This is a genomic window from Hymenobacter cheonanensis (genome assembly GCF_030581075.1).
Classification (GTDB): Bacteria; Bacteroidota; Bacteroidia; order Cytophagales; family Hymenobacteraceae; genus Hymenobacter.
Genome location: NZ_JAUQSW010000003.1, coordinates 274,317 through 294,556, shown reverse-complemented (window position 1 = coordinate 294,556; position 20,240 = coordinate 274,317). Strand labels below are relative to the sequence as shown.

At 62.7% G+C, this 20,240-nt stretch carries 18 protein-coding genes; 12 read left to right on the top strand and 6 right to left on the bottom strand.

Going from position 1 to position 20,240, the window contains the following annotated elements; genetic code table 11:
• Nucleotides 1–67: 67 nt before the first annotated feature.
• Nucleotides 68–430: a hypothetical protein gene (locus Q5H89_RS07655; protein ID WP_305018699.1), complete on the bottom strand. Its 363-nt coding sequence runs from the start codon at nt 428–430 to the stop codon at nt 68–70.
• A 304-nt stretch (nt 431–734) separates the two neighbouring features.
• On the opposite strand from Q5H89_RS07655, the gene Q5H89_RS07650 reads away from it, so the two are divergent.
• From Q5H89_RS07650 to Q5H89_RS07640, 3 genes are all read left to right on the top strand, one after another.
• Nucleotides 735–2,216, top strand: coding sequence for a hypothetical protein (locus tag Q5H89_RS07650; RefSeq protein ID WP_305018698.1), 1,482 nt, complete (start codon nt 735–737; stop codon nt 2,214–2,216).
• A gap of 21 nt (nt 2,217–2,237) precedes the next feature.
• Nucleotides 2,238–3,689 carry a T9SS type A sorting domain-containing protein gene (locus Q5H89_RS07645; RefSeq protein WP_305018697.1) on the top strand — a complete coding sequence of 484 codons (1,452 nt, stop codon included), beginning with the start codon at nt 2,238–2,240 and terminating at the stop codon, nt 3,687–3,689.
• 143 nt (nt 3,690–3,832) lie between these two features.
• A complete protein-coding gene (locus Q5H89_RS07640; protein ID WP_305018696.1) occupies nt 3,833–4,312 on the top strand; it encodes a hypothetical protein in 480 nt (159 codons plus the stop codon).
• 307 nt (nt 4,313–4,619) lie between these two features.
• Here the strand turns inward: Q5H89_RS07640 and Q5H89_RS07635 are convergent, their stop codons facing one another.
• Nucleotides 4,620–5,111, bottom strand: a complete 492-nt coding sequence (locus Q5H89_RS07635; protein WP_305018695.1) for a regulatory protein RecX — start codon at nt 5,109–5,111, stop codon at nt 4,620–4,622.
• A 138-nt stretch (nt 5,112–5,249) separates the two neighbouring features.
• Between Q5H89_RS07635 and Q5H89_RS07630 the strand changes: the two genes are divergently transcribed.
• The 5 genes from Q5H89_RS07630 to Q5H89_RS07610 all read left to right on the top strand — a co-directional run bounded on the left by Q5H89_RS07630 (nt 5,250) and on the right by Q5H89_RS07610 (nt 11,829).
• On the top strand, nt 5,250–6,107 hold the full coding sequence (locus Q5H89_RS07630; RefSeq protein WP_305018694.1) for a DMT family transporter: 858 nt from the start codon (nt 5,250–5,252) through the stop codon (nt 6,105–6,107).
• A 99-nt stretch (nt 6,108–6,206) separates the two neighbouring features.
• Complete coding sequence (locus Q5H89_RS07625) at nt 6,207–7,475, top strand: ferritin-like domain-containing protein (RefSeq protein WP_305018693.1); 1,269 nt, start codon at nt 6,207–6,209, stop codon at nt 7,473–7,475.
• Between the two features lie 39 nt (nt 7,476–7,514).
• Nucleotides 7,515–8,453 carry a ferritin-like domain-containing protein gene (locus Q5H89_RS07620; protein WP_305018692.1) on the top strand — a complete coding sequence of 313 codons (939 nt, stop codon included), beginning with the start codon at nt 7,515–7,517 and terminating at the stop codon, nt 8,451–8,453.
• 133 nt (nt 8,454–8,586) lie between these two features.
• A complete protein-coding gene (locus Q5H89_RS07615) occupies nt 8,587–11,250 on the top strand; it encodes a DUF5686 and carboxypeptidase regulatory-like domain-containing protein (RefSeq protein WP_305018691.1) in 2,664 nt (887 codons plus the stop codon).
• An 84-nt stretch (nt 11,251–11,334) separates the two neighbouring features.
• Nucleotides 11,335–11,829, top strand: a complete 495-nt coding sequence (locus Q5H89_RS07610; protein ID WP_305018690.1) for a hypothetical protein — start codon at nt 11,335–11,337, stop codon at nt 11,827–11,829.
• An 84-nt stretch (nt 11,830–11,913) separates the two neighbouring features.
• On the opposite strand, the gene Q5H89_RS07605 is transcribed toward Q5H89_RS07610, so the two are convergent.
• Nucleotides 11,914–12,213 (bottom strand): DUF4834 family protein, encoded by a 300-nt coding sequence (locus Q5H89_RS07605; RefSeq protein WP_305018689.1) that lies wholly within the window; start codon nt 12,211–12,213, stop codon nt 11,914–11,916.
• On the opposite strand from Q5H89_RS07605, the gene Q5H89_RS07600 reads away from it, so the two are divergent.
• The 3 genes from Q5H89_RS07600 (at nt 12,212) to Q5H89_RS07590 (ending at nt 15,029) form a co-directional block, all read left to right on the top strand.
• A complete protein-coding gene (locus Q5H89_RS07600) occupies nt 12,212–13,513 on the top strand; it encodes a GWxTD domain-containing protein (RefSeq protein ID WP_305018688.1) in 1,302 nt (433 codons plus the stop codon). The genes Q5H89_RS07605 and Q5H89_RS07600 overlap by 2 nt on opposite strands.
• Nucleotides 13,486–14,517, top strand: coding sequence for a 23S rRNA (guanosine(2251)-2'-O)-methyltransferase RlmB (gene rlmB, locus Q5H89_RS07595; RefSeq protein WP_305018687.1), 1,032 nt, complete (start codon nt 13,486–13,488; stop codon nt 14,515–14,517). Before Q5H89_RS07600 ends, rlmB begins: the two co-directional genes overlap by 28 nt.
• A 65-nt stretch (nt 14,518–14,582) precedes the next feature.
• The gene (locus tag Q5H89_RS07590; protein ID WP_305018686.1) at nt 14,583–15,029 is read left to right on the top strand and encodes a hypothetical protein; all 447 of its coding nucleotides are present in this window, start codon (nt 14,583–14,585) and stop codon (nt 15,027–15,029) included.
• A 77-nt stretch (nt 15,030–15,106) separates the two neighbouring features.
• Here the strand turns inward: Q5H89_RS07590 and Q5H89_RS07585 are convergent, their stop codons facing one another.
• Together Q5H89_RS07585 and Q5H89_RS07580 are read right to left on the bottom strand one after the other, a co-directional pair.
• Nucleotides 15,107–16,195 (bottom strand): mannose-1-phosphate guanylyltransferase, encoded by a 1,089-nt coding sequence (locus Q5H89_RS07585; protein WP_305018685.1) that lies wholly within the window; start codon nt 16,193–16,195, stop codon nt 15,107–15,109.
• Nucleotides 16,196–16,319: 124 nt separating this feature from the next.
• Nucleotides 16,320–17,324 carry a KpsF/GutQ family sugar-phosphate isomerase gene (locus tag Q5H89_RS07580; RefSeq protein ID WP_305018684.1) on the bottom strand — a complete coding sequence of 335 codons (1,005 nt, stop codon included), beginning with the start codon at nt 17,322–17,324 and terminating at the stop codon, nt 16,320–16,322.
• Between the two features lie 200 nt (nt 17,325–17,524).
• Here Q5H89_RS07580 and recQ point away from each other — a divergent pair, with 200 nt between their 5' ends.
• Nucleotides 17,525–19,735, top strand: a complete 2,211-nt coding sequence (gene recQ, locus Q5H89_RS07575) for a DNA helicase RecQ (RefSeq protein WP_305018683.1) — start codon at nt 17,525–17,527, stop codon at nt 19,733–19,735.
• A gap of 86 nt (nt 19,736–19,821) precedes the next feature.
• On the opposite strand, the gene Q5H89_RS07570 is transcribed toward recQ, so the two are convergent.
• Nucleotides 19,822–20,208: a GxxExxY protein gene (locus Q5H89_RS07570; RefSeq protein WP_305018682.1), complete on the bottom strand. Its 387-nt coding sequence runs from the start codon at nt 20,206–20,208 to the stop codon at nt 19,822–19,824.
• Nucleotides 20,209–20,240 lie beyond the last annotated feature (32 nt).

The following is a 20,240-nucleotide window of genomic DNA, read 5'->3' as shown; positions in this document are numbered from 1 at the left end:
AGCTCAGCATGACGGACGTTTTTGTTTTTGCCTTGGCCTTAGCTATAGTCAAACCAAAAGCCCCTAATTACGCGGCCCGGAAGCCCGTGGCCTGCCGGATGCTGCGCTCGTTGCCGCTAGCCGGGTCGGTGTAGCTGTGGTCACTCACTTCTACCGACAGGTGCTTGCCAATCAGCTGCTTAGTGTCGAGGTCTTTGCCTTCCTGGGGCTTGATGCCCACAGCCGCGTACAGCGACAAAATGATGGGGTGGCCGGCCGGCGAGTTGTAGAAGCGCTGGGTCACGTAGCCGTCTTCGCTTTCCATGTGCGCGGCAAAAAACGGCACGTTCTGGTGCTCGCTGGTGCCTTCCTCAATGCTGGTGATGGTAACGGTGTGGCGGCCATCGGGCAGGAAGCCTTTGGCTTCGCCTTTTTCAACTGCAATTTTCATAACGGGTCAATTTTGCTAGTGTTATTAGTGCTAACGTATTTGACAGCCGCAGGTTGCCGGGCGCTCAGGCAGAACTGCTCCGGCTAGCCACAGTGTCGCGCATTATTCGGGCTGAGAAATGCCTTACCGGCTTTTTCTAAAGTCCCTGGCGGCTCGCCTGGCCTAGGCTTTGCCGCTAGCGCAAAGGGCAGTTTTGCCGGTAAATACCTGGTCACTAAGCCAATTCCAGTGTCTGACGAGCCAGCATCTCCACTTGCGGCGCCAGAAGTACCACGCCACTTTTGCCCACTTCACTAAAACGCAAGTGCCCACTGGCCGCCTGCTCAAATACGGCGTGCGCCTGCTGCCCCTGCGCTTCTTCACCGGCGCCACCCTCACCGATACCAACCGCACCGATATGGCCACGCTGCGCTACCTGCGCACCACCCTGGCCTCAGCCCGCGTGAGCGGTACCGACACCCTGCCCGACGTGCCCGCCCTCAACGCCCGCCTTAGCGCTGCCTCGGCCACCGGGGGCGGGGCCATCCCGCTCGTGGTGCAGTACATGCCCTACGCCAGCATCCGCCCCGATGCCCTGCAAAACAACCTGCTCGCCGTACAAAACGGGCAGGTGGTCGACGTGCCCGGCCGCAGCCAGAGCCCCTACCGCACCAACGTGCTCTTTGCCGCCGCCCCCGCCCGCCGCGACGCGCCCACCGGCAGCGTGGCCTTCGTATTTCGCCGCAATCTCTACCTCAGCGGCAACGGGGCCGTGCCCACCAGCATCGCCCTCGATTTTGGCGATGGGCGCGGCTACCAGGCCGCTACCTGGGGCCAGCCCCTGCGCACGACCTACACCTCGGCTGGCACCAAGCAAGTGAAGGTGCGGCTTACCTACAAGGTATTTTTTTATCAGGAAACCCGCGAAAGCTGGTTCGATTTCACGGTGCAGAGCGTGGCAGCCGCCAGCCGCTACGCCCCTGCCAATGACCTCGAATATATCGTACCCATTACCAGTGCCCACGCCAGCGCGCACGTATCGGTGCGCTACGGCACCGGCCATACCTCGTTAGTCAAACCACTCATCGTGGTGGAGCAGTATAATCTGGCTAGCGTGGCAGAGGGCAAGTTGGAGCATTGTAATAATGCTAATAATACAGTATCCTCTTTTCTCGACCGTATTCAATCGCCGTTCACTACTCCTTTTGACTTTAACGACCACTTAGAGCAAGCTGGCTACGACCTCGTCTACAGCGATTTAGACTACAACACCGACGACATCCGGCGCAATGCGGCACTGTTTGAGGACGTGGTGCGCTGGGTGAACGACCGCAAGCAGCCGCTCAACGGCGTGCGGCAGCCCAATGTGGTGCTGGCCATGAGCATGGGCGGCCTCATTGCCCGCTACGGCCTGGCCGAAATGACCAAGCTGCCTCCGAGCCCCAGCGGCAGCCGCAACCTCAACGACCCCGAAACCCGCCTGCTGGCCCTGCACGACAGCCCCCAGCGCGGGGCCTACAACCCGATTGGCGTGCAGTCGCTCACGCGCTCCTTCGACGTGCCGTTCCTGTTCAACCTCAAGGTGCGCGATTTCAAAGACGAGCTGGGCGCGGTCGTAGAAGTACTCAACCAGCCCGCTACCCAGCAGCTTTCTTTCCTCAACGCCTTCAATGGCCGGGGCGGCAGCGGCATTCAGGCCAACACCTTCCTCAACGGCCCGAACAGCCCCTACCGCCAAATGATAGACAACGTGCCCGGCGCGGCCTACACCATTGTGGCCACCAGCGACGGCTCGCAGTGCGGCTAGCCTCAAAACACCCCGCTGGGGGTGCTGCTGTCGTCCACCAGCCGCAACCATTTTTTACCACCCATTGTCGGCTTTGTGTTTTTCGACAACTTTTCGCTCCAAGCCGATATGGCTGCCTATGGCCTCCCGGCTTATGGGCAGCAGGCCGAAGTCAGCCATGCCCGCATCTGGATACAGTACGACCTGTGCATTGGCAGTCGCTATTTCGGCTACTGCTTTCCCATCAAGTTTTATTTGCTCCGCGAGTCGGCCACTTCCCCCGCCAATACACTGCCTTACGAAACCCTGCCAGGTGGCAATACTAACTATAAAAGAGAGTCGGGTACTTGTGCAGACTTGGGTGCTATAACCAGCTTTTTCCTGAACGTGACGCTGTACGACGGCGACGTGTGTTTTGTGCCCACTTTCAGCGCCCTCGACCTGCCCACCACCACGCCGGCCACCGCCTACGCCAAGTACATCAATGGCCTGACCGATAACCCTACCCAACGCGTGGGCAACCCCGGCATTAGCAGCTTCATTGCCCAGGAGCGGAGCGGTAGCGACTTCAGCCTCACCCACCTGCGCTACACGGCTCGTAATAGCGAGTGGCTATTCAACGAAATGCAGCGCACCAATCCAAGCATGCCCAATGGCGTAGCGTGTGCCGCGGAATGCCTTTCTCCGGCCGACCTGCAGCTCACCGGCCCCGGCACGCTGTGCGGCAGCGGCACCTACACGGCCCCAACCCTCTACGGCCCTGGCCTTGCCTATACCTGGACGGCCTCGCCGGCTAGCGCCGTTACCGTGGCTACGGGCACCGGCAGCACTTTCACCACCGGCAACAGCAGCACCAGCAGCGACTACGTCACTATCACCCTGCAAATCGGCGGGGCCTGCCCACTCACCATCACCCGGCAGGTGAAGCTCGGCGCTCCCGAAACGCCCGGCATCGGCTCCCTCGACACCTTCGACGGCTGCACCTACCAGTTCGCCACTTTTCAGATTTACAACTACGACCCCACGCTTACCTACCAGCTTAGTGCCTCGGGCAGCATCAGCCTGCGCAGCCAGCTGCGGGCCGATGGCACGTTCAACGTGAAGGGCGGCGGCCGGGGCGGTGCCATCACCATCACGGCCAGCAACGGCTGCGGCGCCACTACCAGCCGCAACGACTTCACCTTCGAGCCGTGCAGCAACTTTGCCGTGTACCCCAACCCCGGCGCCGACGAGGTAACCGTGCAGCAGGACGACACTGCCGCGCCGGCTTCCAGCGCCCGCGCCACCTCTGGCGCCGCTCCTGAGCCGGCGGGCCCCGGCATCGAGGCCGTGCGCCTCTACGACAGCTACGGCCAGCTGCGCCTCGAGCAGGCCGGCCACGGCGCCCGCGCTGTGCGCCTGCGGGTGGGCAAGCTGCCGGCCGGCTTCTACGTGCTGCACGTGGTGCAGCAGGGCACCGTAGTAAGCCGCCAGCGCCTGCAAGTGGCCCACTAGGCGGCTCCCTGCCCGCGCTGCTTCGCCTGAATACACTAGCATGGCAACTATTTTTTATTTGTATACTAAACAAGCTAGCCGGGTGCGCTAAGTTTGCTAGCCGGGGCCAACGGTCGGTTCCGGCTTTCTTTTTTTCTTACCCCATGCCCAAAGGCAACAACTACCCCGCCCCCATCGGCCCGGCCGATTTGCAAACCGCCCACGATGCCGCCGCGCAGCTCGACAAGGCCCTGGCCTTCGTGCCCAACCTGGGGCCCGACGTGCTGACCACCGCCACCATCAGCCCCGAGCGCCTGGGCCTGGCCGACAAGGCCGCCGAGGTGGCCGCCGCCGCCCCCGACGTCATGCGCCGCACCTTCGACCCCCAGCGCCTTACTACCAAGCTGGCCTACTACCGCCAGCTGGCCGCCCTGCGCGCCACCCTGGCCAAGGCCGACCAGAAGCTGGCCAATGCCCTCAACGTGCTGGGCTCGGATATGCTTTTCGACATCGGCAACATCCACGAAGACGTGGAAAAGGACAACGGCGAAACCGTGGACCTGGGCCCGCTGCGCACCGAGCTGCACGACTACTACACCCACCCCGGCGCCCGCAAGGCGGCCAAAGCCGCCGCCAAGGCCTAGCCAGGGCGCGCTACGACCCAAACGGCCGTTGTCACGACCCAATCAGTCGCGGCAACGGCCGTTTGGGTGGTTGCCACGACTGATTGGGTCGTGGCAACGGCCATATTGGTCGTTGTGGCGACTGGAAAGGTCATTGCAACGGCCGTGTTGGTCGTTGCCACGACTGGAAAGGTCATTGCAACGGCCATGTTGGTCGTTGTAGCGACCAGCACGGCCGTTGCCACGACCTAACAGCACGCCGTGCAGACCGCAGGGAGCTAGCTCACCCGCGCCGCCAGGGTCTAGGCAAATGGTTGGCGGTAGCCCACTACTCCTCGGCCAGCTCGCCCAGCGCCGCCTGTATCAGGTCCGACTCGTAGCCCTTGTGGGTAAGGTAGGCCATGAGCTTCATTTTGCGCTTCATGGGGTGGGTTTCCTTTTCGCGGGCGTCGCGCTGGCCCAGCAGCTGCTTCAGCTTGTCGTAGTACTCGTCGCCGTCCAGCTCCTTGAGGCCGCTTTTTATGCAGTACTCGCTCAGGCCCTTGGCCTTCATTTCGAGCTTGATGCGGCGGCGCCCCCAGCCGTTGGTGCGGTGCTTGCCCCTAGCGTAGGCCTGGGCGTAGCGCTCCTCGTCGAGCAGCTTTTCGCGGCTCAGGCGAATGATGATTTCGCCGGCCTCGTCCTCGTCGAGGCCGTAGCTTTTGAGCTTCTCTTCGACCTCGCGCTGGGTGCGCTCCTGGTAGGCGCAGTAGGCGGCTATTTTGGGCAGGGCCTCGCCGGGCGTGTAGCTTTTGGGGGCTTTGTCGGGGTTCTTAAACATAGGGCAGGAAGGCGGCAGCCGCAAAGTACGGGAACGAAGCGGGGGCTGGCCCGTTGTAGAGGCGGGCCGCCCGCTGTTCTCAACCACCGGCAGTGGCCAAACGTGCCGCCACCCGGGGGCCGCCCTGCCTTCGCCCCTATGCGCCTCTCGCCCGGAATTCTCTACATGCTGGCCTCCACCGCGCTGCTAGCCCTCGTCAACGTGGCCGTGAAGAAGCTCGCCGGCCTGCCCACCGCCGAAATCATTTTTGCCCGCTGCTTTATCTCGCTGGCGCTCACGGTGTGGCAGCTGCGGCGCACGGGCGTGCCGGTGTGGGGGCCGCCCGAGGCCCGGGGCAACCTGTGGGCCAGGGGCATCTTCGGGGCGGGCTCCATCATCGGCGGCTTCCTGGCCCTGAAGGTGCTGCCCCTCGGCGGGGCCGTTACGCTCGGCTACCTGGCGCCGGTGATAACGGCGGTGGCGGCCATCTGGCTGGTGGGCGAGCCGCTAAAGCCCTGGCAGTGGCTTTTTTATGGGCTAGCCGTGGCGGGCGTGCTGCTGGCCAAGGGCACGGCGGGGCTGCTCTCGGCCGGGGTGCTGCTGGGCGTGGGCGCGGCGGTGGCCTCGGGCCTGAGCAGCGTGTTTTTGCGCCGCGTGGGCGATAAGATTGCGCCGCTGGTGCCCGTGTTTTACTTCAACCTGGTGCCGCTGGCCATTGCCTCGGTCTGGATGCTGGTTGGCTTTGAGCTGCCGCACGGCACCGAGTGGGCCTGGCTGGCGCTGGCCGGCGGGCTCACGCACGTGGCGCTGTGGTGCGTCACGCAGGCCTTCCAAGAAAAGCAGGCCAATTTTGTGGCGGCCCTCGATTACCTGGGGCTTATCTACGCTACCGCGCTGGGCTATTTCGTGTTTGGCGATAAGGTAAAGCTCACCGTGTACCCCGGCATTGCGCTCATTTTGCTAGGGGTGCTGCTCAATGCCTGGTACACCAGCCGGCCGGAGAAAAAGCCTGAATAAAGCGGTATTTTTTTAGCCAGGCGCTGCTATAGCCGTGGGGCCAGGGCAGTACATTTGGGAAGGCTTCAGTAGGTAGCTTTTTCCATTTCACTTCGCTTTATGACCTTGTCTTTACCCGCTATTCGGGTGCGGCCGGCGGCCGCCGGTGCGCCCACCCGGCGTTCTTTTTTGCGCTACAGCGGCGCCAGCGCGGTGCTCGGCAGCCTGTGGCTGGCCAGTTGCAAAGGCAACCAGCCCGACCCTAGCCCGACCGCCGTTACCAGCCTGGCCAGTTTCAGCCCCGCCAGCGGCATGGCGGGCACGGTAGTCACGCTCAAGGGTACCGGCTTTCTGGGCACCACGGCGCTGCGGCTAGGCACCACTACCGTTACTGGCTTCACGGTAGTCGATGCGGCTACCATCACTTTTAGCGTGCCGGCCGGGGCCCAAACGGGGGCCATCAGCGTAACCTCGCCCACCGGCACGGCCACCAGCAGCACGCAGTTTACGGTAACGGCCACGCCCGCCACGGCACCCACCATTACCAGCTTCAGCCCGGCCAGCGCGCTGCCGGGCACCTTGGTTACGGCCACGGGCACCAACTTTACCGGGGCTACCAGCCTCACGGTGAATGGCCTGGCGGCCACGCCCACTGTTACGAGCGCTACCACCCTCACCTTTACGGTGCCCACGGCCGCCGCGGCGGGGCTAGCTACCGTGGTCGTTACCGGCCCCGGCGGCATGGGCACCAACAACACGGCCTTCACGGTATTGCCCAGCACCGTGAGCGTGGGCACCGGCGACGCGGGCGTGCTCAACTACGCCTACGCCCTGGAGCAGCTGGAGGCGGCTTTCTACACCCAGGTGCGCACCGGCACCTACTACACCGGCCTGGCCACCAACGGCGCCGAGCGGCTGGCCTTCGACGACCTCTACTACCACGAGGTTATCCACCGCGAGTTTTTGAAGGCGGCCCTCACGGCGGCCGGCGTCACGCCGCTCAAGGACCTGACGGTCGATTTTACGAGCATTAATTTCAGCGACCGCACCTCGGTGCTCAACACGGCCAAGGCATTTGAGGACCTGGGCGTGGCGGCCTACAATGGTGTGGCACAATACATTGTGACGCCCGCCTACCTCTACCTGGCCGGCAAAATTGTCTCGGTCGAGGCCCGCCACGCCGCCCTCATCCGCGATTTTGTAAGCGAAGGCACCTTCGTGGGCAACGACGTGGTGACCATCTCCACGGCCGGCACCAGCAGTGTGGCCACCAACAACGGCCCCGCCGGCTCCAGCCTCGAACGCGCCCTGGCCCCGGCCGAGGTCGTGGCCGTGGCCAATGCTTACCTGGCCATCGGCTCCAGGCTCGACGTGTCGGGCATTAAATAAGCCGGGCGTTTCTCCTTCTGTTTTTTCCGTCTTACGACCATGAATTTTCTGCAAATTCTTGCTGATATTGAGCAGGTTGACCCTGAGGTATATGGCCGCCTCGACTCGCGCCGCGCCGTGTTCAAAAACCTGGGCGGCCTGGGCCGGCAGCTCACCGCCGCCGCGCTGCCCCTGGCCGTGGGCGCCATCTTTAACAAGGCCTACGCCCAAACGCCGGTGGGCGCCACCGTGGCCGACGTGCTCAACTTCGCCCTGAAGCTGGAGTACCTGGAAATGTATTTCTACCAGCGGCGCACGGCCGTTACCGGCCTCAGCGCGGTTAATGCCGCCGCGCTAGCCCTTATTGCCACCGACGAGGCCAACCACGTCGCGTTTCTGCGTAGCGTTATCACCTCGCTCGGCAGCACTGCCGTGGCCGACCCCGGCGCCGCTACGTTCGACTTCACGGCCGGCGGCATCTTTAGCCCCACCGTAGCGGGCCAGTACCTGGCGCTAGCCCAGGCGTTTGAAGACACGGGCGTGCGGGCTTACAAAGGCGCCGCGCAGCTGCTCATCAGCAATAAGGCCGTGCTCACGGCCGCGCTCGGCATTCACGCCGTGGAGGCGCGCCACGCCTCGCACATACGCGAGATGCGGCGGGCGGGTGCCGCCAGCACCGCGCCTTCGCAGGGCGTGCCCATCAACCCCTTTTCCAATGCGCCTAAAAGCTGGGTTTCGGGGCTCGAAAACGGGGGCCCGGTGCCCGGCTTCACCGACCCCGTCTACGGGGCGGGCAACAACACCAATGCCCCGACGGATATCACCTTTCTGGCCGAAAACACCGTGGTGCAGCGCGGCATCGTGCTCAGCGACCTGCCCAATACCAGCACCTTTCCGGCCAATGCTTTTTTTGAGGCGTTTGACGAGGGCCTGGATGTGGGTACCGTGTCGGGCATTGCGAAGAAGTTTCTGGCACCGGGCAGCACATTTTTCGGCTAGCCAACCTTTTCGCCCCTGTTCGCATCCCCTAAAAGAGCAGCCGGGCCGGCTGCTCTTTTTTTGGGCGCATATCCGCGGGCGGCCCCTAACTTGCTGCTGCCTGCTGCGCCGCCGCTGCTTTTCTCGAATCTTGATGCCGTTATCCCGTTTACTCCGGCTAGCCCTGTGGCTGGCCGTGCTGCCGCTGGCCGCCCACGCCGGCCTCATCAAGGGCAAAGTGAGTGGGCCCGATGGGGTGGGGCTGCCCTTTGCCAACGTGGCGGTGCGCGGCGCGGCCGTCAGCACCGGCTCCAACGAGCAGGGCCAGTACCAGCTGCGGCTCGACGCGGGCACCTACCAGCTTGTGTTCCAATACGTAGGCTACCGCCCCCGCACCGAAGTAGTGCGCGTGCCGGGCGCCGACTCGACCCTCGTGCTCAACGTGGCCCTGGCGCCCGAGTCGTTCAGCCTGGCCGAAGTCACGGTGCGCGGCACCGACCGCGACCCCGCCTACGCCATCATTCAGCACGCGCAGCAGTGGCGCGCCTACCACCAGCGCGAGGTGGCCGCCTTCCGGGCCCGCATCTACATCAAAAGCCTGGGCCGCCTAAGCGAAACGCCGAGCAAGATTTTTGGCCTCGTCAAAGTTGGGCCCGACATCAAGCCGGGCATTTTTTACCTTTCCGAAAGCCTGTCGGAAATCGCTTTCACCCAGCCCGATGTGGTGAAGGAGCGCATGCTGTCCTCGCGCGTGAGCGGCGACTCGCACGGCATCAGCTTCAACCGGGCCAGCGCCGGGCGCGGCCTCAGCTTCTACAACAACCTCGTAAAATCGGGCTTTTCGGAGCGCGGCTTCGTGTCGCCGATTGCCGGCAACGCTTTTTCATTTTACCAATACGAGCTGGTGGGCAGCAGCCAGCAAAACGGCGAGCTGGTGCACAAAATCCGCGTCACGCCGCGCCGCCGCTCCGACCCGGTTTTTTCGGGCTTCATCTACGTGGTAGATGGCTCGTGGCGGCTGCACTCCGTGGATTTGCGCCTTACTAAAGATGCCCAGCTCGACTACGTTGATGACCTGCACATCGAGCAGTTGTTTGCGCCCGCGCCGGGCGCGCCCCACGCCTGGGTTATTCAATCGCAGAAGCTGGCCGTGAGCTTTTCGGCCTTTGGGTTTAAGGGCACGGGCTTCGTTACGGCCGTTTTTTCCAATTACAACCGGGTGGTGCCTACTTACCCGGCCCCGCCCGCAACCCAGCCTAGCGCGCCGGTGGCGGGCGCCGCGCCCGCCGCGCCGCCCGTCATCGCCCCGGTTACTACCAAGGAACTGACGCGCCAAATAAAGCGCGAAAAGCCCAACCTGGCCGGCCTCAACAAGCAGGTGCGCCGCCAGGTGCAGCAGGCCCGGCGCGACTCCTTGCGCAACGACCCGCTAGCCCGGATGAAAAAAGGCGAAGTGCAGCTGGTCGAAAAAGGCGTAAACGAGCGCGACACCACTTACTGGAGCCAACTGCGCCCGGTGCCCCTCACGGAGGAGGAGAAACTGGACTATCACAAGAAGGACAGCAGCGAGGTCGTGCGCAAGTCGCGCCCCTACCAGGATTCGCTCGACCGCAAGCGCAACCAGCTGAGCGCGAGCAAGCTGCTGCTCACGGGCTATACCTACAGCAATACCTTCGCTAAGCGCAGCTTTACGGTAGCGCCCATCTTCAACGAGCTGCAATACAACACGGTAGAGGGCTACGTGCTGAATGCCCAGGCTACCTACACCCAGCGCACCGACGACCGCCGTTTCCTGAGCATCGCGCCCACGCTGCGCTACGGCTTTTCGAACCAGCAGCTGCAGCCCAGCCTGGCGCTGAACTGGCAGCTCGACCCGCAGAAGCTGCGCCAGATTGGGCTAGTGGCGGGCCGCACCATCGAGAATTTTGACCGCAACTCGCAGCTTACACCCTTCATCAACTCAGCTTACTCGCTGCTGGCCAACCATAACTACGCCAAGCTTTACCGCCGCGAGGGCGCCGAACTCAGCTACTTCTGGGAGCCGGTGAACGGCCTCACGGTGCGCGGCGCGGCCAGCTACTTCCGCCGCGTAGAGCTGGAAAACACGGCCAGCTACCTCTGGCACGATGTGCCGGGCCGCGCCTTCACCCCCAACCAGCCCGTGGCCGAGGAGGCGCCCACCGACGCCACGGCCTTCGGCCGCAGCAACGCCGCCGTGCTAGGCCTCAGCCTGAGCTACAAGCCCGGCCAGCGCTACATCACGCGGCCCGATATGAAGTTTAATCTCGGTTCGAAGTGGCCGACGTTTGGGGTGCAGGCCCGGCTAGCCGTGCCGCACCTGCTGGGGGCCGATGTGCGCTACCTGCTGCTGCAGGGCTCGGTGCGCCACACCCGGCAGTTTGGGCTGCTGGGCACTTCCACGCTGCAGGCTACCGTGGGCGGCTTCGTGGGCAAGCAGGAGGGGCTGACGTTTGCCGACTACCGCCATTTTTCGGGCAACCGCACGCTGCTGGCCGCCGACTTCGCCGACTTCCAGCTGCTCGATTATTACCAGTACAGCACCCGCTCTGGCTTCTTCGAGGGCCACTTCAACCACCACTTCAACGGCTTTATTTTTAATAAGCTGCCGCTGCTGCGGGCGCTGAAATGGCAGGAAGTCGTGTCGCTCAACTACCTGCACACCGCCCAAATCGGGCATTATGTAGAGCTGGGCGCGGGCGTCGAGCACATTTTCAAGCTGTTGCGGGTCGATTTCTACACCGGCCTGCAAAGCGGGCAGCGCGTGGGCACGGGCCTGCGGGTGGGGCTAGGGTTTTAATGCCGTAGCAGGCCTTATTTTAGCAGCTTCTACCTATATAGCTGGTGCTACCTGCCGGCTACTCTAACTCCTCTTTTTTTCTGCGTGAAAAATTTACTCTTTCTGCTGGCCTTTAGTGCGCTGGCCACTACGTCCGTTGCCCAAAAAATCAAGGTTGAGGGCGAGCTTATTACCGTTGATGGCCAGCCCTACGCCCGCATCGAGCGCGATGGCTGCGGGGCCCTCAATGCCGGGTGCATGTACTACGTGAAATCGCTGCAAAACGAGCGCCTCTTCATCATAAAGCCCCTGGAGTTTGTGGACCCGGCTACCATCAGCGCCTCCCACCCCGATGGCCGCACCTTGTATGTGCAGTACATTTTTACGGCCTCCCGCGCCACTACCGAAACGGCATATCCGTCCATCATGCTTTTGCGCGCCCTGGATATTGCCCGCAAAATTTACAAAGCGCAGCTAATCAAAGACGGCACCCTCGACCAGCAGGCGGCCGATGCCTTTGTGCTGGCCAACGGCATGACGTTCTCTGAGCGCCGCCGCGAGCTTAACCCGCAGTTTATAGTTGTGCCAGTTGCTCATTAGCCTTTGACAAGCTGGCCAAGACAACAAAAAAAGCTCCGCATCACCGGAGCTTTTTTTGTTGTCTTGGCCAGCTTGGTTTTAAAGCTATTTCACTTCTTCATAGTCCACATACTCGCCGCCCCTAAATTCATGCCGGCGGTCGCCGGACGGGGAAGCAGTGGGCGGCACGTACTCCACGCGCACCTGGCCGGGCTGGGCGGCGGGCTCGGGCGGGTTTTGGGGCCGCTGATAACCTGCCTGTGCACCCGGTGGCGGGTAAAAACCACCCTGCTGCGCCTTGTGCACCTGCTGCCGCACAAAGCCTCCTAGCACCACCCGCAGCACCCGGGGCAGCACAAACCGTACAAGCACAAAAAACAGCAGCAGCGAAAGCGTGAAGCCCATGAGTTACTCAAAAAGAAAGGCAATTTACGGCGCGCCGGGAGCTAAGTTTTGGCTGGCGCTGGGGCTGGCGGGGGTAAGCAGCCTGGCGGCTAGCCCCACCCTGCTGCCCACGCCCGATTTTGCCGGCCTCTACCGCCCGGTGCCCGACCGGCTGCTGCCCGCCACGCGCCGCGAAGGCGACAGCCTCCGCATTTTTATCAACCAACCGGCGCCGGCGCCAGGTTCCGCACCTATGCGGCTACGCCTCACGGGCTGGGCTGCTTTCGAGGCCAAAGAAGCGCAGTGGCAGGTGGTGCGCGCGGCCAGGCCCTACCCGGGCTCCGACCCCGCCGCGCCGGTGCAGGTGCTTACGGCGGCCGTAGCGGCCAGCCGGCTAGCCCCCGGCGCGGTGCTGCAAGTCAGCCTCGGCAAGCCCAGCCTCCCCACCCAGCCCCCTACCACCGACCAGGACCCTAGCACTACCGCCTGGCTGCGCCTTACGCCCGAGGTGCTGGCCAGGCCCTTCGTGCTGCTCGACTCGGCGGGCATGGTGCTGGCCCGGCCCTATTTGAATGCGGGCGAGGGCGTGGCCGTGGCCACGTATGGGCTGGCGCAGCCGGTGCGCTGGCGGCGCTACCCCACGGGCACGCCGGCCCTGCCGCCCTTCACCGACCCGCGCAGCCAGCCCGCGGCGCCGCGCACGCTAGGGGTGCTCGACTCGTCGGCCGCGCCGGTAACTAGCGGCAATTTGATTCGCTTGCGCGAGCAAGGGTTGTATGCCCTGAAAGTAGGTGGCGTGGGCGGCGAGCCGGTGCGCACACTGCCGCTGCTGGTGGTGCCGGCCAGCTTTCCGGGCCAAAGCACGCCGGCCGAAATAATTGAGCCGCTGCGCTACCTCACCACTAATGCCGAGCGCCAGGCATTGCTGAAGGCCCCCGAGCCCAAGCGGGCCATCGACCGCTTCTGGCTCGATGCGGCGGGCGGCGACCAAGGGCGCGGCCGCGAGATGATACGCCGCTACTACCAGCGCGTAAGCACTGCCAATGAAGTATTTACCGGCCACAAAGCCGGCTGGCTCACCGACCGCGGCCTGCTCTACGTGGTGCTGGGCCCGCCCCAGAGCGTGCGCCGCCTGCCCGATGGCGAAGAGCGCTGGCACTACGACCAAGCCGGCCGCCAGGGCGAGGCCGTGGCCTTCACCTTCCGGCCCCGCCCTAGTACCTTAGCACCTGATAACTACGAACTGGTGCGCCGCCCCGAGTACGAACTGCTCTGGTATGCCGCCGTAGAAAGATGGAGAACAACGACGACCGCCCGCTAAACGACGGGTTCAGTGACGACTACGTGCCCCGCCGCTTCCGCGAGGGCACCGATAGCAACGAGCGCCGCGCCAGCCGCCCCGCCGGTGGCCCCGGCCGCGACGAGCGCCGCCCCGCCGGCAACGACGGGGCTAGCCGCCCGCGCCCGCAGCGCCCTTTTTACGACGAGCGCGGCCGCCAGGTAACGCCCGGCCGGCCCGCCGCAGGCGGGGGCCGGGGCAGTGCTCCTGCTTATAAGGAGCACAACACCCGCCCGGCCGCCGACCGCAGCATCGACATGCTGTTTGGCCTGCGCCCTATTTTGGAAGCGCTGAACGCGGGCCGCACGCTGGACAAGATTTTTCTGCTGCGCGGCACCAAAAACTCGATGACCCAGGACATCTCGGACCTGGCCCGCCAGGCCAACGTACCTGTATCCTACGTGCCTATCGAGAAGCTCGAAAACCTGACCCGCAAAAACCACCAGGGCGCCGTGGCCTTCGTGTCGCCCATCGACTTTGCCCCGCTCGATACGCTGCTGGCCGGCTTGTTTGAGGAGGGCAAAGTACCCTTCGTGCTCGTGCTCGACCGCGTAACTGATGTGCGCAACTTCGGCGCCATTGCCCGCACGGCCGAGTGCCTGGGCGTGCAGGCCCTGGTAGTGCCTAGCCACGGCGCGGCCCAAATCAACGGCGACGCGGTGAAAACCTCGGCCGGCGCGCTCAATATTTTGCCCGTGTGCCGCGAGCCCGACCTGCGCCAGACCATCATCTTCCTCAAGGAAAGCGGCCTCACCGTCATTGCCTGCACCGAAAAGGCCGACGCCGACCTCGGCCACACTGCGCCGGCTAGCCTCAGCGGCCCCATCGCGGTAGTGATGGGCTCGGAGGAAGACGGCATTTCGCCCGACCTGCTGCGCCTCTGCGACCAGCGCCTGCGCATCCCCATGAGCGGCCAGATTCAGAGCCTCAACGTGGGCGTGGCCGCCGGCATCATGCTGTTTGAGGTGGCCAAGGGCCGCAGCTAATTATTTACTGGTTACCAGCGTTTTAACCCACTTTCATTGTCAGTATCTTCGCGTACACTTTAGCCGTGACTCCCACCAAATACCGCATGACTGCTGACCAGCGCCTCGACCAACTTGAGCCCTTGCTTTCGGAAGCAATGACGATTCTGGACCGCCATACGGCCCAGCTTAAGCAACTGACCAACGCTGTTGGCCAGCTGACTACCATCGCCGTTCAACAAAGCGATAACATCGCTTTTCTGCTGCGCGAACACATTGTCATCAAGGCTGACATAGCCGAGCTGAAGCTGGACGTAGCTGGCCTGAGAACCGACGTAGCTGGCCTGAGAACCGACGTAGCCGGCCTGAAAACTGACGTGGCTGGCCTGAAAACCGATGTAGCCGAGTTAAAATCGGATGTGGTTGGCCTAAAGACCGACGTGGCCGAGTTAAAATCGGACATGGTTGGCATCAAGCAGATGCAACAAGCAATGGACGGTAAGCTTGACTTGATACTAGCTAAGCTTCAGTAGTACAGCTATAAACGATATAAACGCAAAGAGGCCGGCTATTCACAGCCGGCCTCTTTGCGTTTATACCTGGGTTACGTTTAATTATACCCCGTCCCCTTGCGGGCTTTTACGTCGGCTACAAACTCCTTCACGCGCTGCTCTTCGCTGCGCTGGCAGATGAGCAGCACGTTGTCGTGCTCGGCCACAATGTAGCCGTCGAGGCCCTGCACCACCACCAGGCGCTCGTGAGGCGTTTTAATGAGGCATTCGCGGGTGTCGTAGAGCAGCACCTCGCCGTCGACTACGTTGCCCTGGGCATCGTGCGGGCTCACCTGGTGCAGCGAGTCCCAGGTGCCGAGGTCGCTCCAGCCGATGTCGGCGGGCAGCACGTACACGTTGTCGGCCTTTTCCATCACCCCGAAATCAATGCTGATGTTGCGGCAGCGCGAGTAGGCCTCGTTGATGAAGGCTTCCTCCTGCTCGGTGCCCAGCAGGTGCTTGCCCTCCTCGAAAACTTCGGCTATATCACTCAGGCACTGATGAAAAGCCTCGATTATGGCGCTGGCCCGCCACACAAACAAGCCGGCGTTCCAGAGAAAGTCGCCGCTTTCGATAAACATGCGGGCCAGGTCGCTATTCGGCTTTTCGGTAAAGGTTTTCACCTTGTAGAGCGCCGAATCGGGCAGGCGGTGGGCGGGCTCATCCATGTACTGAATGTAGCCGTAGCCGGTATCGGGGCGCGAGGGCTGAATGCCGAGCGTGATGAGCACATCGTGCTGCCGGGCCGAGGCCACGGCCTCGCGGATGAGGCGGCGAAACTCCTCCTCGCGCAGCACGGCGTGGTCGGCCGGCGTTACGATAAGCGTGGCCTCGGGGTCTTGCTGCGCAATGCGGTAGCTGGCGTAGGCAATGCAGGGCGCCGTGTTGCGCCCGATGGGCTCGCCCAGAATATGGCTCAGCGGCAGCTCGGGCAGGTGCTCATGCACCAGCTCGATGTAGTCGCGGTTGGTTACCACGAATACGTTTTCGGGCAGGCACACCCCCCGGAAGCGGTCGACGGTGAGTTGCAGCATCGACCGGCCCACGCCCAGCACATCGTGAAACTGCTTGGGGTGCTGCGTGCGGCTGAAGGGCCAGAAGCGGCTGCCAATGCCGCCCGCCATCACAACGAGATAGGTATGTTCCATAGAAAGTGCGGGCAAAGTGAGTCGGGGCGAAGATAGGCGCTGACCTGCGTAGCCTTTCAGGCTTTAGCTCGGCTTCGCTGGTGAGCTATACCCTTTTCGCAGTTGCCTGCGGCAGGCTAGCCCCTCACACCAGCCCTTCGCGCAGCAGGTCGTGCAGGTGAATGAAGCCGGCAAACTGCCCCGCCTCCAGCACCACCAGCTGCGTAATGTTGCGGGCCTGCATCCGGGCCAGCGCCTCGGCCGCAAACTCGCCAATGTCGATGGTAGCCGGCTGGGGCGTGAGAATATCGCGCGCCGTGAGGGCATCGAGTTCGCTGAGGTGGCCGCGGCCCAGCATGCGGCGCAGGTCGCCGTCGGTGATGATGCCGGCTAGCCCCCCGGCCTCGTCGAGCACGGCGGTGGCGCCCAGGCGCTTGCCCGATATTTCGAGCAGCACCTCGCGCAGCGGCGCGGCCAGGCCCACCTGCGGGCGCTGGTTTTGGCGGCTGAGGTCGCCCACGGTGAGGTACAGCTTTTTGCCGAGCGTGCCGCCGGGGTGCAGGCGGGCAAAATCCTGGACCGAAAATTGGCGGCTTTCGAGCAGGCACACGGCCAGGGCATCAGACAGGGCCAGGGCGGCGGTGGTGCTGGTGGTGGGCGCCAGGTCGTGGGGGCAGGCCTCGCGGCGCACGGGGGCGTGCAGCACGTAGTCGGCCTGCCGGGCCAGGTACGAGTCGGCGTTGCTGACCAAGGCGGCCAGCGGCACGCCCTTGCGGCGCAGCAACGGCACCAAAACTTTTACTTCGGCCGTGTCGCCGCTTTTGCTGATGGCAATTACAAAGTCTTCGGCCTGAATCATGCCCAGGTCGCCGTGAATGGCGTCGGCGGCGTGCATAAACAGCGCAGGCGTGCCGGTGCCGTTGAGCGTGGCTACCATTTTACCGGCAATGTGGGCGCTCTTGCCCACGCCCGTTACCACCACGCGGCCGCGCAGGGCTAGCAGGGCGGCCACGCAGCGGGCAAAATCGGGGGTAGCGCCCACGGCCTGGGCCACGTCGCGCAGGGCATCGGCTTCGGTAAGCAGCACTTGCCGGGCCACGGCCAGCACATCGACCGCGCTACTGGGAGGAAAAGCAGAAGTTGGTTGCACGGCCAAAAATACGCCGCAGAAATGTAGGGCAACCGCTAGCCCGCCAGCGGCCCAAAAGACACGCCGCAGCCCGGCCTACTCCTGGCCCGGAGCTTTTCCAAAATGTTACGCATGCCGCGAAGTTTTTCGCAAAAAAGTTCCCTTCCTGCTTATCTTCGCTAAGAACCACACGCTATCCGCTTCGCCTTACTTGCTAGTCCATGTCACTGACCGCCGTTGAAGAACCAGTTGTTGCGAATGCCGAACTCAAAACCAAGCTTAAGGAAGTCTTCGGCTTTGGGCAGTTCAGGGGCACCCAGGAGGCTGTTATTCAGAACATACTGGCGGGCAACAACACGTTTGTGATTATGCCCACGGGCGCGGGCAAAAGCCTGTGCTACCAGCTGCCGGCCCTGGTGCTGCCGGGCACGGCCATCGTCATTTCGCCGCTCATTGCCCTGATGAAGAACCAGGTAGACCAGCTGGCCGCTTTCGGCGTGAACGCGCAGGTTTACAATTCGACGCTGACCAAGACGGAGATGAACCGCGTCAAGAAAGACGTGATTTCGGGCGAGGTGCGGCTGCTATACGTGGCGCCCGAAAGCCTGACTAAGGACGATACCATCGCCTTTCTGCAAAAGGCCAGCATTTCGTTTGTAGCCATCGATGAGGCCCACTGCATCTCGGAGTGGGGCCACGACTTTCGGCCCGAGTACCGCAAGATTCGCGGTATTATCGACAACCTGGGGGGTAAGATTCCGCTCATTGCCCTCACGGCCACGGCCACGCCCAAGGTGCAGCTCGACATCCAGAAAAACCTGCACATGGACGATGCGAGCGTGTTCAAGACCTCGTTCAACCGCACCAACCTCTACTACGAGGTGCGGGCCAAGCGCAACACCAAGAAGCAGCTCATCCAGTACGTGCAGTCGCACAAGGGCAAGGCCGGCATCATTTACTGCCTGAGCCGCAAGAAGGTGGAGGAAGTGGCCGAGCTGCTGCGCGTGAACGACGTGCGCGCCCTGCCCTACCACGCCGGCCTCGACCCGCACACCCGCATGAGCAACCAGGATGCGTTTCTGAACGAGGACTGCGACGTGATTGTGGCCACCATAGCCTTCGGCATGGGCATCGACAAGCCCGACGTGCGCTTCGTCATTCACTACGACGCGCCCAAGAGCATTGAGGGCTACTACCAGGAAACCGGCCGCGGCGGCCGCGACGGCCTGGAAGGCAACTGCCTGATGTTCTACAGCTACGACGATATTCTGAAGCTCGAAAAATTCAGCAAAGACAAGCCCGTGACCGAGCGCGACAACGCCCGGCAGCTGCTGCTGGAAATGACGAACTACTCGGAGAGCGCCGTGTGCCGCCGCCGCCAGCTGCTGCACTACTTCGGCGAGCACCTGGACAAGGACTGCGGCTTTTGCGACAACTGCCGCCATCCCAAGGAGAAATTTGAGGGCCGCGAGCACGTGGGGCTAGCCCTGCGCGCGGTGGTGCAGACCGAGGCGCGCTTCGGCCTCGACCACGTGGCCCAGGTACTGCTAGGCCTCTCCAACCCGCACATCGAGAGCTACGGCCACACCGGCTTGCCGGTGTATGGCCAGGGCAAGGAGCTGAGCGGTGACATGCAGCTGTGGCTGTCGGTGCTGCGCCAGTGCCTGCTTAATGGCTTACTGGAGAAGGACATCGACTCGATTGGCCTGATTCACATCACGCAGAAGGGCATCGACTTCATTGAAAATCCGCACGCCTTCACGCTCACCAAAGACCACGATTTCGAGGCTGAGAAGCAGGAAGAGGAAGACGGCGAGAAAGTGCAGCAGGCCGCCGGCCACGACGAGGCGCTGTTTGTGCAGCTTAAAGAGCTGCGCAAGCAGGTGGCCAAGCAGAAGAACCTGCCGCCCTATGTGCTCTTTCAGGACCCTAGCCTGAAGGAGATGGCCACCATCTACCCGCAGAGCCTGCACGAGCTGACGCACATTGCGGGCGTGGGCCAGGGCAAGGCCCAGAAGTTTGGGGCGCCCTTCGTGGCGGCCATCAAGAAGTACGTGGAAGACAACGACATCGAGACGGCCGCCGACGTCGTTATCAAGTCGACGGTGAACCGCTCGAAGCTCAAGATTTACATCATCCAGCAGATTGACAAGAAGATGGATCTGGCGGGCATTGCCCGCAGCCAGGGCATCTCGATGACCGACCTGGTGGAGGAAATCGAGCACATCTGCTACTCGGGTACTCGCCTGAACCTGGATTACTACATTCAGGATGCGGTGGATGAGGACAAGCAGGACGAGATTTACGACTACTTCATGACGGCCCAAACCGACAACATTGCGGTGGCCATGAATGAGCTAGGCCCCGACGACTACACCGAGGAGGAGGTGCGGCTCATGCGCATCAAGTTCTTGAGTGAGGTGGCCAACTAAAATCACGGATTACGCGGATTTTAGCGGATTTCACGGATTTTGTGGACGGCTCCTGACGGTGGTTGGGAGCCGTTTATTTTTGGCGGCTAGCGGGAAACATTTTGCACAAAGCGCTTGAATTGCAGGCTAGCCCCACCGAAATTGATAAGGAGCGCGACCTCCAATCGGTAGGCTTTGAGATAATTTATGACTTGGGCATAGTTTAACGGCACAAGCTCACTGATAGCCTTAAGCTCAATTAGCAATTGCTCTTCTAGCAGAAAATCGGCGCGCCGGGCGCCAATGGGCACTTCCTTATAGAATACAGGTAGATGAATTTCGCCTTGAAAATTAATTTCAGCTTCCTTTAGCTCTACTGCCAGCGCCCGCTGATAAATAAGCTCGGGAAAGCCGCTGCCCAACTCAGTGTGCACGCGCATCGCACAACCAATTACCCGCTCGGTTAGCTTGTTGAATCTTGTATCTAACAACATAGCGCTAAAATAACACAAAGCGTAGCCGGCAA

Bases quoted from the DNA above. Each gene is read 5' to 3' on its own strand.
- Q5H89_RS07655 (WP_305018699.1), bottom strand. From the start codon at position 430: ATGAAAATTGCAGTTGAAAAAGGCGAAGCCAAAGGCTTCCTGCCCGAT.
- Q5H89_RS07640 (WP_305018696.1), top strand. From the start codon at position 3,833: ATGCCCAAAGGCAACAACTACCCCGCCCCCATCGGCCCGGCCGATTTG.
- Q5H89_RS07635 (WP_305018695.1), bottom strand. From the start codon at position 5,111: ATGTTTAAGAACCCCGACAAAGCCCCCAAAAGCTACACGCCCGGCGAG.
- Q5H89_RS07630 (WP_305018694.1), top strand. From the start codon at position 5,250: ATGCGCCTCTCGCCCGGAATTCTCTACATGCTGGCCTCCACCGCGCTG.
- Q5H89_RS07625 (WP_305018693.1), top strand. From the start codon at position 6,207: ATGACCTTGTCTTTACCCGCTATTCGGGTGCGGCCGGCGGCCGCCGGT.
- Q5H89_RS07620 (WP_305018692.1), top strand. From the start codon at position 7,515: ATGAATTTTCTGCAAATTCTTGCTGATATTGAGCAGGTTGACCCTGAG.
- Q5H89_RS07615 (WP_305018691.1), top strand. From the start codon at position 8,587: ATGCCGTTATCCCGTTTACTCCGGCTAGCCCTGTGGCTGGCCGTGCTG.
- Q5H89_RS07600 (WP_305018688.1), top strand. From the start codon at position 12,212: ATGAGTTACTCAAAAAGAAAGGCAATTTACGGCGCGCCGGGAGCTAAG.
- Q5H89_RS07605 (WP_305018689.1), bottom strand. From the start codon at position 12,213: ATGGGCTTCACGCTTTCGCTGCTGCTGTTTTTTGTGCTTGTACGGTTT.
- rlmB (WP_305018687.1), top strand. From the start codon at position 13,486: ATGGAGAACAACGACGACCGCCCGCTAAACGACGGGTTCAGTGACGAC.
- Q5H89_RS07585 (WP_305018685.1), bottom strand. From the start codon at position 16,195: ATGGAACATACCTATCTCGTTGTGATGGCGGGCGGCATTGGCAGCCGC.
- recQ (WP_305018683.1), top strand. From the start codon at position 17,525: ATGTCACTGACCGCCGTTGAAGAACCAGTTGTTGCGAATGCCGAACTC.
- Q5H89_RS07570 (WP_305018682.1), bottom strand. From the start codon at position 20,208: ATGTTGTTAGATACAAGATTCAACAAGCTAACCGAGCGGGTAATTGGT.